The organism is Acidovorax sp. NB1 (assembly GCF_005405905.1).
GTDB lineage: Bacteria > Pseudomonadota > Gammaproteobacteria > Burkholderiales > Burkholderiaceae_C > Acidovorax.
In genome coordinates, this window is the sequence record NZ_BJHU01000040.1 from 22,700 (window position 1) to 35,471 (window position 12,772).

Annotated in this window: 13 protein-coding genes; 10 read left to right on the forward strand and 3 right to left on the reverse strand. The window is 67.9% G+C overall.

Features of this window, described 5'->3' with window-relative positions; translation table 11 throughout:
* Nucleotides 1-153 precede the first annotated feature (153 nt).
* The 3 genes from otsB to otsA are packed head-to-tail and all read left to right on the forward strand — an operon-like array spanning nucleotide 154 to nucleotide 4,121.
* The gene (otsB, locus tag AvAM_RS19940) at nucleotides 154-891 is read left to right on the forward strand and encodes a trehalose-phosphatase (RefSeq protein WP_137748700.1); all 738 of its coding nucleotides are present in this window, start codon (nucleotides 154-156) and stop codon (nucleotides 889-891) included.
* Complete coding sequence (locus AvAM_RS19945; RefSeq protein WP_137748701.1) at nucleotides 888-2,693, forward strand: glycoside hydrolase family 15 protein; 1,806 nt, start codon at nucleotides 888-890, stop codon at nucleotides 2,691-2,693. Before otsB ends, AvAM_RS19945 begins: the two co-directional genes overlap by 4 nt.
* 48 nt (nucleotides 2,694-2,741) lie before the next feature.
* Nucleotides 2,742-4,121, forward strand: a complete 1,380-nt coding sequence (gene otsA / locus AvAM_RS19950) for an alpha,alpha-trehalose-phosphate synthase (UDP-forming) (RefSeq protein ID WP_137748702.1) — start codon at nucleotides 2,742-2,744, stop codon at nucleotides 4,119-4,121.
* Nucleotides 4,122-4,144: 23 nt separating this feature from the next.
* On the opposite strand, the gene AvAM_RS19955 is transcribed toward otsA, so the two are convergent.
* On the reverse strand, nucleotides 4,145-4,339 hold the full coding sequence (locus AvAM_RS19955) for a DUF2905 domain-containing protein (RefSeq protein WP_137748703.1): 195 nt from the start codon (nucleotides 4,337-4,339) through the stop codon (nucleotides 4,145-4,147).
* A gap of 137 nt (nucleotides 4,340-4,476) precedes the next feature.
* The gene (locus AvAM_RS19960) at nucleotides 4,477-5,349 is read right to left on the reverse strand and encodes a LysR family transcriptional regulator (RefSeq protein WP_137748704.1); all 873 of its coding nucleotides are present in this window, start codon (nucleotides 5,347-5,349) and stop codon (nucleotides 4,477-4,479) included.
* A gap of 111 nt (nucleotides 5,350-5,460) precedes the next feature.
* Here AvAM_RS19960 and AvAM_RS19965 point away from each other — a divergent pair, with 111 nt between their 5' ends.
* Nucleotides 5,461-6,765, forward strand: coding sequence for an aspartate aminotransferase family protein (locus AvAM_RS19965; RefSeq protein WP_137748705.1), 1,305 nt, complete (start codon nucleotides 5,461-5,463; stop codon nucleotides 6,763-6,765).
* A gap of 22 nt (nucleotides 6,766-6,787) precedes the next feature.
* Here the strand turns inward: AvAM_RS19965 and AvAM_RS19970 are convergent, their stop codons facing one another.
* Nucleotides 6,788-7,906, reverse strand: a complete 1,119-nt coding sequence (locus AvAM_RS19970; RefSeq protein ID WP_137748879.1) for a class I SAM-dependent methyltransferase — start codon at nucleotides 7,904-7,906, stop codon at nucleotides 6,788-6,790.
* Between the two features lie 10 nt (nucleotides 7,907-7,916).
* Here AvAM_RS19970 and AvAM_RS19975 point away from each other — a divergent pair, with 10 nt between their 5' ends.
* From AvAM_RS19975 to AvAM_RS20000, 6 genes are all read left to right on the forward strand, one after another.
* Nucleotides 7,917-8,711, forward strand: a complete 795-nt coding sequence (locus AvAM_RS19975; protein WP_137748706.1) for an SDR family oxidoreductase — start codon at nucleotides 7,917-7,919, stop codon at nucleotides 8,709-8,711.
* A 26-nt stretch (nucleotides 8,712-8,737) separates the two neighbouring features.
* The gene (locus tag AvAM_RS19980; protein WP_124512601.1) at nucleotides 8,738-9,109 is read left to right on the forward strand and encodes a dihydroneopterin aldolase; all 372 of its coding nucleotides are present in this window, start codon (nucleotides 8,738-8,740) and stop codon (nucleotides 9,107-9,109) included.
* A gap of 71 nt (nucleotides 9,110-9,180) precedes the next feature.
* Nucleotides 9,181-10,134 carry a tRNA 2-thiocytidine(32) synthetase TtcA gene (gene ttcA / locus AvAM_RS19985; protein ID WP_249368252.1) on the forward strand — a complete coding sequence of 318 codons (954 nt, stop codon included), beginning with the start codon at nucleotides 9,181-9,183 and terminating at the stop codon, nucleotides 10,132-10,134.
* Nucleotides 10,135-10,190: 56 nt separating this feature from the next.
* Nucleotides 10,191-10,817 carry a DUF4136 domain-containing protein gene (locus tag AvAM_RS19990; protein ID WP_137748707.1) on the forward strand — a complete coding sequence of 209 codons (627 nt, stop codon included), beginning with the start codon at nucleotides 10,191-10,193 and terminating at the stop codon, nucleotides 10,815-10,817.
* A 21-nt stretch (nucleotides 10,818-10,838) separates the two neighbouring features.
* A complete protein-coding gene (locus tag AvAM_RS19995; protein WP_137748708.1) occupies nucleotides 10,839-11,480 on the forward strand; it encodes a histidine phosphatase family protein in 642 nt (213 codons plus the stop codon).
* Nucleotides 11,464-12,633 carry a DSD1 family PLP-dependent enzyme gene (locus AvAM_RS20000; RefSeq protein ID WP_137748709.1) on the forward strand — a complete coding sequence of 390 codons (1,170 nt, stop codon included), beginning with the start codon at nucleotides 11,464-11,466 and terminating at the stop codon, nucleotides 12,631-12,633. Before AvAM_RS19995 ends, AvAM_RS20000 begins: the two co-directional genes overlap by 17 nt.
* The last annotated feature ends 139 nt before the right edge of the window (nucleotides 12,634-12,772 follow it).

Genomic DNA, 12,772 nt, shown 5'->3' on the forward strand with positions numbered 1-12,772 from the left:
TCACATGGCGCCGCAGGCGCTTCGTTTCAAGGCTCCGCCCCGCAATCTGCGGCCACCCCAGTTGCAACCGGTCGCAGACCTTGCGCGCGTTTACCACCCTTGAATCCCCCTGGTGGCCTTGCCTGCATTGCAGCGTCTGCTATGGTTTGGCGCATGCAGCTGCTCCCCACACTGACAACTGCCCATGCGCTTTTTCTCGATTTCGATGGCACGCTCACCGAGCTGGCGCCGCGCCCCGAGGCGGTGCGCATCGCATCGGGCCTGATTCCCACGCTGTCATCGTTGCACGCCCAGTTGGGTGGGGCGCTGGTCATCGTGACCGGCAGGCCCGAAGCCGACATCGACGGATTTCTGGCGCCGCTGCGCCTGCCGCTGGCGAGCGAACATGGGGCCCAATACCGCCTCTTTGACACTTCGGTGCCCGCCACCGCACCACCCGCCCTGGAGCCCGTCTTGCAGGCCGCCCAGGCCCTGGCAGCGCGCCACCCCGGCCTGCTGGTGGAAACCAAACGCGTGAGCGTCGCCCTGCACTACCGCCTGGCGCCCCACCTCGAATCCCTGTGCCACGACACGCTGGTGCGGGCCATGCGCGAGGTGGACGGTGTGGAACTGCTGCGCGGCAAATGCGTCTTTGAAGTGAAGCCCCGTGGTATTCACAAGGGCCAGGCCATCATCGACTTCATGACGCAACCCCCCTTTGAGGGCCGCACGCCGGTCTTTGTGGGCGATGACGTCACCGACGAGGCCGGCTTTGCCGCTGTGCAGTCGCTCGGCGGCTGGGGCATCAAGGTGGGCGAAGGGCCCACCATGGCACAACACCGCTGCATGACATCGGCCGCACTGCGGGGCTGGCTGTCTTCTGCACGCACAACGCTGGAGCGCGAACGATGAACACCGCCGCCACACAGCCCCAGACGGGCTCGCTCAACCTCGGGATGATCGGCAACTGCGCCATCAGCGCACTCATCGACGACCACGCCCGCATGGTGTGGTGCTGCCTGCCGCGCTTTGATGGCGACCCGGTGTTCAACGCCTTGCTGCAGCCTGGCGACGAGGGCAGCCACTTTGCGATCGAGCTGGAAGACCTGGCATCGGCCCACCAGTGGTACGAGCCCAACACAGCCGTCTTGCGCACACAGTTGTTCGACAAGGCGGGCCATGGCATCGAGATCACCGACTTTGCGCCGCGCTTTTACAGCCGCTCGCGCTACTTCCGGCCCATGACGCTGGTGCGCCGGGTGCGCCCCATCCAGGGCTCGCCGCGCATACGGGTGGCGCTCAAGGTGCGCTACGACTGGGGCCAGACCACGCCCGAGATCACGCGCGGCAGCAACCACATCCGCTATGTGGGCGAGAGCATGACGCTGCGCCTGTCCACCGATGCGCCGGTGTCGCATGTGCTGTCGGGTCAGGCGTTTGTGCTCACGCGCGAACACAACTTTCTGCTGGGCGCCGACGAGACGCTGGTGGATGGCATTGCGGACACCGCCCGCCACTTCGAGCAGGAGACCACGGCCTACTGGCGCAGCTGGAGCCGCGCGCTGGCCATCCCGCTGGAATGGCAGGACGCGGTGATCCGTGCGGCCATCACGCTCAAGCTGTCGTTGTACGAAGAAACCGGCGCCATCGTGGCTGCCATGACCACCAGCATCCCCGAGTCCGCCCACAGCGGCCGCAACTGGGACTATCGCTACTGCTGGCTGCGCGATGCTTTTTTTGTGGTGCGCGCGCTCAACAGCATCTCCGAGGTGGGCACCATGGAGGACTACCTGCGCTGGCTGAGCAACGTGGTGGTCGAAGGCGGCGACGGCCACATCCAGCCGCTGTATGGCATCGGGCTGGAGAAAGACCTGCCCGAGAGTTTTGTGCCCCAGCTGGCGGGCTACCGGGGCATGGGCCCGGTGCGCGTGGGCAACCAGGCGGCCGAGCATTTTCAGCACGACGTGTACGGCAACATCGTGCTGGGCGCGGCCCAGGCCTTCCACGACCACCGCCTGCTGCACCGCGCGGGCCTGGCCGAATTCAAGCGGCTGGAACAGGTGGGCGACAACGCCGTGCGCGTGTACGGCCAGCCCGATGCGGGCATGTGGGAGCTGCGCACGCGCGCCCGGGTGCACACCTCGTCGGCCCTGATGAGCTGGGCCGCCTGCGACCGCCTCGCCAAGATCGCCGCCACGCTGCAGCTGGCCGACCGTGCCAGCCACTGGCAGCAACATGCCGACCGCATGCGCGCCGAGATCCTCGACAAGTCGTGGTGCGAAGAGCGCCAAGCGTTTGCCGAGAGCTTTGGCGGGCATGAGCTGGATGCCAGCGTGTTGCTGATGGCCGAGGTGGGCCTCATCGACCCGAAAGACCCGCGCTTTGTGAGCACCGTGGAGGCCATGGAAAAAAGCCTGGGCGATGGCCCCTACATGCGGCGCTACGAAGCGGCCGACGACTTCGGCAAGCCCGAAACGGCTTTCAACATCTGCACCTTCTGGCGCATCGACGCGCTGGCGCGCATTGGCCGCAAGGCCGAGGCACGGGCCATCTTCGAGACCATGCTGGCCGCCCGCAACCCGCTGGGCCTGCTGTCGGAAGACACGCACCCCGACACCCGCGAGATGTGGGGCAACTTCCCACAGACCTACTCGATGGTGGGCGTGATCAACGCCGCCGTGCGCCTGTCGGCGCCCTGGGACAGCGTGATTTGAGGCGCTGTCCGACAATGGCCGGGACCGATCCACAACGATGATCGGTCCATGAGCCGTCTTGTCGTCATCTCCAACCGCCTCGCAGATCCCCGCAAACCCGCTGCAGGCGGCCTGGCTGTCGCCCTGGGTGAAGCCCTGAGCCAGACCGGAGGACTCTGGTTTGGCTGGAGCGGTACCGTGGTCGAAGGCGGCACACCCGGCGAAGGCGAACTGCACACACGCCAGGCCGGCGCCGTCACCCTGGCCACCGTGGACCTGTGCCGCGAAGACCACGACAGCTACTACCACGGCTACAGCAACAGCGTGCTGTGGCCGGTGTTCCATTACCGGCTGGACCTGGCCGACTTCAGCGCCAGCTACATCGCAGGCTACCGGCGCGTGAACCAGATGTTTGCACGCAAGCTGCTGCCGCTGCTGCGCGACGACGATGTGATCTGGGTGCATGACTACCACCTGATCCCGCTGGCCGCCGAGCTGCGCGCCATGGGCTGCAAGCAGCGCATCGGTTTCTTCCTGCACATCCCCATGCCGCCGCCGCTCATCATGGCGGCCATCCCGCAGCACGAATGGCTGATGCGGTCGCTGTTTGCCTACGATCTGGTGGGCCTGCAGAGCGAGGCCGATGTTTCACATTTCACGCGCTATGTGCGCAACGAAGGCAGCGCCGAAGCGGTGGACGAAAAGCGCGTGCGCGCCTTCGGGGCCACGGTGGTGGTGCAGTCGTTTCCCATCGGCATCGACGTGGACGAGTTCACGCGCCTCGCGCACGCCCCCGACGCGGTGGAGACCTACCAGAACATGCGCGACGAGTATTCGCGCAGGCGCCTGCTGCTGGGCATTGACCGGCTCGACTACTCCAAGGGCATCCCGCACCGCGTGCGGGCCTTCCGCGAGCTGCTGGACCGCTACCCCGAAAACCGGGGCAGCGCCACGATGATCATGATCGCCTCGCCCAGCCGCGACGACGTGCACGCCTATGCCGACCTGCGCCACGAGCTGGAGGGCCTGTGCGGCTCAGTCAACGGCGACTATGGCGAGCTGGACTGGATGCCCGTGCGCTATATCCACCGCATGGTGGCGCGTAAACGTGTGCCGGGCCTGTGCCGCGCCGCCGCCGTGGGGCTGGTCACACCGCTGCGCGACGGCATGAACCTGGTGGCCAAGGAATACGTGGTGGCGCAGGACCCGGACAACCCCGGCGTGCTGGTGCTGTCACGCTTTGCCGGTGCGGCAGAGCAGCTGAAAGAAGCGCTGCTGGTGAACCCCTACGACACCCAGGGTGTGGCAGACAGCATCCAGCAGGCGCTGCAGATGCCGCTGGCCGAGCGGCAGGCGCGCCACCAGAAGCTCATGGCGCGCATCCGGCAGCACGATGTGCACTGGTGGCGCAAGGCGTTCATGGACGCGTTGCAAGCGGCAGAGCAGTAACAACCTGCGGGTTCGGGGTCTTTCTACAGCAGCTTGGTCAGCAGGCTCACCACAAAACTCAGCAGCAGCGTGGATGCGAGCGGCACATCCCAGTCGCGCCCCAGCCAGCGAAACCGCAGGTCCCCCGGCAGGCGCCCAAAGCCCAGGCGGCGCAGCAGCGGCGACAGCCAGCTGATGAACATCAGGGCCAGGAAGATGACGAGTAACCAGCGGATCATGGTGCGCAGAGTGTAGGTGCCAGGCCCCGGCACCGAGCCCTTTGGGGCCGCTGCGCGCAACGCAGTTTAGGAAAAATGGCCGCTCCCGCTCGTCCATCATGCCCTAATAGCTATATTTTTAATAGCAATCAGGTCACCTACAGCGAAGGCAGCACATCCCGCACATGGTGGGCAAACGCAGCCGCCAGCGGCGTGGGCTGCCCGCCCGCAAAGGCGACGCCAATGGCCAGCAACGGCAGCTCGGGCAGGCCCGTGTCGGGTGGCAGCACCTGCAGGTCGGGCGGCACGGCGCAGCGGGTGAGCACGGCCACGGCAGAGCCCGCACGCACCACGGCCGTGAGGCCGGTGAGGCTGCCGCTGGCGTAGGCCACGCGGTAGCGGCGGCCCCGCGCGTCCAGGCGTTCGCGCGCGGCCAGGTGGTCCAGCACGTCGGGGTCGGACAGCGCCAGCGGCAGCGGGTCCCAGTCGCGCGGCTGCACGCCGGGGGCGGCCACCCACACCAGCGGCTCGCGCCGCAGCGCGGGCAGCATGCCGGGCTCGGGCGCGGCGCCCCAGGGGGTGGACACCAGCGCCACGTCCAGCGCGCGGGTGGCCAGCCGCTCGCGCAGGCGGGGCGTGCTGGCGCAGACCACGTCCACACGCGCCAGCGGGTGCTGCTGCGCAAAGCCGCGCAGCAGGTGTGGCAAAAAGGCGGCGGCGTAGTCGTCGGGGCAGCCCACGGCCAGCGCTCCGGCCAGGCCCGTGCCCGCCAGGTCGGCCAGCGCCTCGTCGTGCTGGTGCAGGATGCGGCGCGCATGCACCAGCAGGCGCTCGCCCGGGTGAGTCAAGCGCACGCCGCGCCCGGTGCGGTGCAGCAGGGCCTGGCCGCAGGCGTCTTCCAGCCGCTGCATCTGCATGCTCAGGGCCGACTGCGTGCGGCCCACACGTTCGGCCGCTGCGCCCAGCGTGCCCGCCTGGGCCACGGCGGCAAAACTGCGCAGCAGGTCGATGTCGAGGGTGGGTGTGGCCATGGGCTTGAGGTATCAGCAGAGTTGATTTCAGCTGTGAAAACTATTCGTTTTACTGAACCCATGCAAGTGCCTAGAGTGGCCGCCAACCCCTCTTTTCTTTTGGAGCTTGCCATGTCCCGCAACGACGACCCCGCCTTCTGGGCCCGCGCCCGCCAGCACCTGGTGCGCTACGGCGGCAGCTTTGCGCCCATGGTGATCGAGCGCGCTGCGGGCAGCTATGTGTACGACGCGGACGACCGCCCCATTCTCGACTTCACCTCGGGTCAGATGAGCGCCGTGCTGGGCCACTGCCACCCCGAGATCAGCGCCGTGTTCGGCGACTACGCCCACCGGCTGGAGCATTTGTTCAGCGGCATGCTCTCGCGCCCCGTGGTGGACCTGGCCACGCGCCTGGCCGAGGTGACGCCCGGCGCGCTGGAACGCAGCCTGCTGCTGACCACCGGCGCCGAGTCCAACGAGGCCGCCATCCGCATGGCCAAGCTGGTCACGGGCAAATACGAGATCGTGGGTTTTGCCCAGTCGTGGCACGGCATGACGGGCGGTGCGGCATCGGCCACCTACAGCGCGGGGCGGCGTGGCGTGGGTCCGGCGGCAGCGGGCTCGCTGGCCATCAACGCGCCCTTTGGCTACCGGCCGCGCTTTTTTGACGCGAGCGGTGCGTATGACTGGCAGGCCGAGCTGGACCACGGCTTTGACCTGGTGGACCGCCAGTCCAGCGGCAGCCTGGCAGCGTTCATTGCCGAGCCCATCCTCAGTTCGGGCGGCATCATCGTCCTGCCGCCGGGCTACCTGGCCGCGCTCAAGAAGAAATGCGAGGAGCGCGGCATGCTGCTGATCCTGGACGAGGCGCAGACTGGCGTGGGCCGCACGGGCACGATGTTCGCGTTCGAGCGCGACGGCGTGGTGCCCGACATCCTGACGCTGTCCAAAACCCTGGGCGCGGGCCTGCCCCTGGCCGCCATCGTCACCACCGCCGAGATCGAGGACAAGGCGCACGAGCGTGGCTACCTGTTCTACACCACCCACGTGAGCGACCCGCTGCCCGCCGCCATCGGCCTCAAGGTGCTGGAGATCGTCGAGCGCGACCGCCTGGCCAAGCGCGCGCAGGTGGCCGGTGCGCGGCTGGAGGCCGGGCTGCGTGCGCTGCAACAGCGCTACGACTGCATTGGCGATGTGCGCGGGCGTGGCCTGCTGCTGGGCATGGAGATCGTGAAGAACCGCGCAACCAAGGAACCCGCCGACGGCCTGGGCGCGGCCATCACGCGCGAATGCATGGCGCTTGGCCTGTCGATGAACGTGGTGCAGCTGCCCGGCATGGGCGGTGTGTTCCGCATTGCCCCGCCGCTCACGGTGAGCGATGCCGAGATCGACCAGGGGCTGGACCTGCTGGGGCAGGCCATTGCGCGCTGCGTGTGACGCGCAGTGGGAGCAAGCGGGCCTACAGCCGGTGCGAGCGGTCGCCGTGGCTGAAGCCCATGGGCTCCCAGGCCTCGCCCGCGCCCACGGCCAGCACCTTGAACAGCTCGCCCATCTCGTGCTCCATGATCAATTTGGCCGCTGTCGCCCGTCCCTCTTGCGGTAGCTGCTCCATTTTTGAGAGCAAACCACAGTTGATGAGGAAATGCGCCTGCGTGGTGTAGCCCAGCACGTTCAGGCCCGACTCCTGCGCCGCCAGCGCCATGGCGGTGAAGTTGACGTGGGCGGTGATGTCCTTCAAGCCCACCGCCACCAGCGGGTCACCATCGGCCAGGTGCCCCTGGTGGCACATCACCGTGCCCATGTGGCGCTGGGGGTGGTAGTACTCGCTTTCGCCAAAGCCGTAGTCCAGCAAAAAGGCTGCGCCACGCGTGAGCCGGTCGGCCAGCATGCGCATGAAGCCTTCGCCCTGGGCGTGGATCTCGGTCAGGTAGTCCTGCGGGCCTTCGATGTCGAGGGGCGGGCGCAGGGCCGTGGGGCGGTCGGCCCAGGCGAAGCGGCCGTCGTCCTCCACCACCACGCCGCGTTCGTGCCACACCCCGCCCTGCTGGCCGCCATGGCGCGCGAGCAGTTGCACGGGCATGGCGTCCAGCACCTCGTTGCCCACCACCACGCCTTCGATGTGCTCAGGCAGCGCATCCACCCAGCGCAGCTTGTGGGCGTGGGCCACCAGCCTGGCCTGCTGGCGCGCGCGCAGGCTGCCTGACAGATCGACGATGGTGTAGCGCTGCACCTGGTCGCCCAGGGTGTCGAGCAGTTGAAGCGCCAGCGCGCCGGAGCCCGCGCCGAACTCCCACACCTCGTCGGTCCCGGTCTGCGCGAGCGCCTCGCCCACCTGCGCGGCCAGGGTCTGGCCGAACAGGGAGGTCATCTCGGGCGCGGTCACAAAGTCGCTGCCCGACTCGGGCATGGCGCCGAACTTGGTGGAGTCGTTGGCGTAGTAGCCCAGGCCGGGGGTGTAGAGGGCCAGCGCCATGAAGCGGTCAAACCCCAGCCAGCCGCCTTCGGCGGCAATGGCCTGGGCGATGTGCTGGTGCAGGGCGGTCGTTAAACTGTCGGGTCTTTGGGTCACGGCCCGCATTGTCCCCCACATGCCCCCCTCTTCCCCGCCCTCCCGCCCCCGCACCGTGCTGGTCACCGGCGCCGCCAAGCGCCTGGGCCGCAGCATTGCGCTGGCGCTGGCGGCGGGTGGCTGGCAGGTGGCGGTGCACTACCGCTCGTCACGGCAGGATGCTATGAATACCGTAGCTGCTTGCGCACAACTGACGGGCGGCAGTGCCCTTTTTGATGCAGATTTTGAAGACGAGGCCGCCGTGCGTGGCCTGTTGCCCCGCGTGGTGGCGCATTTCGGCGGTGTGGATGCGGTGGTCAACAGTGCCTCGCTGTTCGAGCACGACAACGCCGCCACCTTTGGTTTTGCCGCACTCGAAAAACACCTGCGCAGCAACACCGCCGCCCCGGTGCTGCTGGCCCAGGCCCTGCACCAGCATGTGGCCGACCGCGTGGCGGCAGGTGAGGCCGACGCGCAGGGCGCCGTGGTCAACCTGCTGGACCAGAAGCTCTGGAACCAGAACCCCGATTTTGTGAGCTACACGCTGTCCAAGGCCGCGCTGGAAGCGGCTGGCACCATGCTGGCGCTGGCGCTGGCACCGCGCGTGCGGGTGGTGGGCGTGGCGCCGGGCCTCACGCTCACGAGCCACATGCTCAGCGACGACAAGTTTGCCCAGCTGCATGCGCTCTCGCCCCTGGGGCGCTCGTCCACCGCCGAGGACGTGGCGGCCACCGTGAAGTTTGCGCTGGAGAACCGGTCGATCACCGGCACCACGCTGCTGGTCGATGGCGGCCAGCACCTGATGAAGTTTGACCGCGATTTTTCTTTGATGTGAGCACCCGCTCACGCCAGGACCTATTCATGACCTACGCTGCAGGCACCCAGATCCTTACGCTCACCGGGCTGCGCTTTGATGCCAACCTGGGCATCCTCGACCACGAAAAGACCGACCCGCAACCCATCCAGGTCGATGCCGAGCTGAGCCTGGGTGTGCAGCCGCTCACCCCACGCGACGACGACATCCTGCATGTGCTGGACTACCGCAAGGTGCGCCAGATCATCATCGACGAGTGCCGCGCCGAGCATGTGAACCTGCTGGAGAGCCTGATCGGCAAGCTGGCCAACCGCCTCATGCAGCTGCCCGGAGTTCTGGGTGTGCGCGTGAAGATCGCCAAGCTGGAGATCTTTGACGACTGCGAAGTGGCGATCAGGGTGGAAACCGGGCAGTGGTGAGCCCCCTGCGGCCGCGCCCCCTGAGCAGCCGCCTGCACCGCAAAAAACAGCGGGAATGAGACAATCGGGGGATGAGTACCGTCTGGACAGAAGCCGAAGCCCCCGCCGTGGCCGCCCCCGCGCCCGCCACCGCACCACGCCCCGAGATCAAGATCGAGCGCGAGACCCACAAGCTCGAAAAGCGCCTGTGCCGCGAGGTCGGCAAGGCGATCGTGGACTTCAACATGATCGAAGAGGGCGACAAGGTCATGGTGTGCATGTCCGGCGGCAAGGATAGCTACACGCTGCTGGACATCCTGCTCAAGCTCAAGGCCCGCGCGCCCATCCACTTTGATCTGGTGGCTGTGAACCTGGACCAGAAGCAGCCCGGATTCCCCGAGCATGTGCTGCCCGAGTACCTGAAGAGCACCGGCGTGCCCTTCCACATCGAGAACGAAGACACCTACAGCATCGTCAAGAAGTTGATCCCCGAGGGCAAGACCACCTGCAGCCTGTGCAGCCGCCTGCGCCGGGGCATCCTCTACCGCGTGGCCGACGAGCTGGGCTGCACCAAGATCGCGCTGGGCCACCACCGCGACGACATCCTGCAGACCCTGCTGCTCAACATGTTCTTTGGCGGCAAGATGAAGAGCATGCCGCCCAAGCTGGTCAGCGACGATGGCAAGCATGTGGTGATCCGCCCGCTGGCCTACGTGGCCGAGAAAGACACCGCGCGCTGGTCCGCGCACCGCGACTTCCCCATCATTCCCTGCAACCTGTGCGGCAGCCAGGAGAACCTGCAGCGCAAGCAGGTGGGCGAGATGCTGCGCGAGTGGGAGAAAAAATTCCCCGGCCGCGTGGAGAACATGTTCACCGCGCTGCAGAACGTGGTGCCCTCGCACCTGCTGGACGGCGGCCTGTACGACTTCAAGAACGCCCGGGCCACCGGCATCGCCAGCGAAGATGGCGACAAGGCGTTTGACAAGGAAGAGTTTGCGGCGCCCTCGCCCACCTTGCCCGGCGTGCAGGTGGTGCAGCTGTCGTGAACCTCGGACGGGCTGCGGCACTCCCACAGAGATCTCTTTTTCTGGAGCCTCTGACCATGACAGCCCAACGCCGATGGATTCCCCTTCTTGCACTCGGCCTGGCCGCCGCCCTGCTCGCAGGCTGCAGCACCACGCGCGTGGTCGAAGGCCAGGTGCAGAGCTTCTCGACGCTGGCAGCCGCACCTGCGCCCGCCACCTACCGCATCGAGCGCCTGCCTTCGCAGCAGGCGCCCTCGTTTGACGCCATTGCCACGCTGGCCGAGCAGGCCCTGGCCCGCGCAGGCCTGCAGCGCGACGATGCCGCGCCCCGGCTGCTGGTGCAGCTGGGCGTGCAGGCCGATGCGGTGCCGCGCTATGACCCCTTCCGGCCTCATGGCCCCTATGGCGCATATGGCCCCGGCCCCTGGGGCATGGGCGGCTGGTATGGCCGGGGTGGCTGGGGCGTGCATGGCCTGTGGCGCTTTGGCGAACCCACGCCCCTGCACCGCCGCGCGGTCAGCATCGTGATGCGCGACGCCAGCACCCAGGCCGTGGTGTACGAAACCTCGGCCGTGCACGAGGATGTGTGGGTGAGCGACCCGGCCGTGTACGGCGTGCTGTTCGACGCCGCGCTCAACGGCTTTCCGAAGCCGCCCCAGGGCCCCCGGCAGGTGCGCCTGCCCCTGGCCCCGCCCGCCCCCTGACTCCCCACAGCCACCCACCGCATGCAAGCCACCCGCATCGTTGCCATCCGCCACGGCGAGACCGCCTGGAACGTGGATACCCGCATCCAGGGCCACCTGGACATTCCGCTCAACGACACGGGCCTGTGGCAGGCCGACCAGGTCGCCCGCGCGCTCGCCGATGAGCCCATTGCCGCCATCTACACCAGCGACCTGCAGCGTGCCCACGCCACGGCCCAGGCCGTGGCCCGCGCCACGGGCGCACCGCTGACCACGGACACCGGCCTGCGCGAGCGCAGCTTCGGCCATTTCCAGGGCCGCACCTTTGCCGAGATCGAGGCCGAGCTGCCCGAGGACGCCCACCGCTGGCGCAAGCGCGACCCGCACTACGCCCCCGAGGGCGGCGAGTCGCTGGTCACGCTGCAGGGGCGCATCGAACGCACTGTGGCCCAGCTGGCGCAACGGCACCTGGGCGAGCAGGTGGTGATGGTGGCGCACGGCGGTGTGCTCGATGTGCTCTACCGCCTGGCCACGCGCCAGGACATCCAGGCGCCCCGCACCTGGCAACTCTCCAATGCGGCCATCAACCGCCTGCTGTGGACGGAAGGCGGCCTGAGCCTGGTCGGCTGGGCCGACACGCAGCACCTGGACCAACAAGCCGCACGCGATGAAACCCATTCCTGAAGCCCTGCAGTCCACCATCGGCCAACGCGTGGACCTCATCGACACCCCTGCCCTGGTGGTGGATCTGGATGCCATGGACCGCAACATCCAGCGCATGGCCGACTTTGCGCGCAAGCACCATGTGCGCTGGCGCCCCCACGCCAAGATGCACAAAAGCGCTGAACTGGCCCTGCTGCAGCAGCAGGCGGGCGCGCAGGGCGTGTGTGTGCAGAAGGTGGCCGAGGCCGAGGCGCTGGCCGCCGGGGGCGTGCTGGACATCACCATCACCAACCAGGTGGTCGCCATGCCCAAGCTGCACCGTGTGGCGCGGCTGGCCGCCCAGCTGGCGGCACGCGGCGGGCGCCTGGGCGTGGCGGTGGACCACCCCGAAGGCATCGAGCGCCTGGCCGAGGCCATGGCGCAGCACGGCAGCGATGCAGGCATCGATGTGCTGGTGGAGATCGACGTGGGCCAGGGCCGCTGCGGCGTGCCGCCCGGCGAGGCCGCCGTGCCCCTGGCGTTGGCCGTTTCGCGCAGCCCGCGCCTGCGTTTTGCAGGCCTGCAGGCCTACCATGGCCGTGCCCAGCACCTGGGCAGCAGCGTGGGCCGCCGCGAGGCCATTGCCCAGGTGGTGCGCGCTGCCAACCACACTCGCCAGCTCATCGAGGCCGAGGGCCTGACCGTGCCGCTGATCACCGGCTCGGGCACCGGCACCCTGGTGCACGAGGCCGCCAGCGGCGTGTTCGGCGAGCTGCAGGCGGGCTCCTTCATGTTCATGGACGCGGACTACGCCCGCAACGAACGCGAGCCCGCACAGCCCGCGTTTGAACACGCGCTGTTCGTCAAGACCCAGGTGGTGTCGGTGCGCGACACCCACGCGGTGTGCGACGCGGGCCACAAGAGCCACGCCATCGACTCCGGCCTGCCCACCGTGGCCCTGCTGCCCCCCGGGCATGCGCTGCGCTATGGCAACGGCGGGGATGAACATGGCCTGCTCTACGCTGACGGCCCCGAGGCCCGCCTGCCCACGCTGGGCCGCATGCTCTGGCTCATCCCCGGCCACTGCGACCCGACGGTGAACCTGCACGACTTTCTGATCGGCGTGCGCGGTGGCCTGGCGACGGGCACGGTGGAGCGCATCATCCGGGTCGATGCCAGGGGCGCTCTGTGCTGAACGACATTTCCAACAGGGAAAGAAACGGAAACACTTTGTGAAATAGCTCGCCCCCCTGGGTGCCCCTCCTAACATCGCAGCTTTCAAACATTATTTGAGGTGCAAATGAAATTTGGCCCCCCTGCATTGTTGAGTAGCT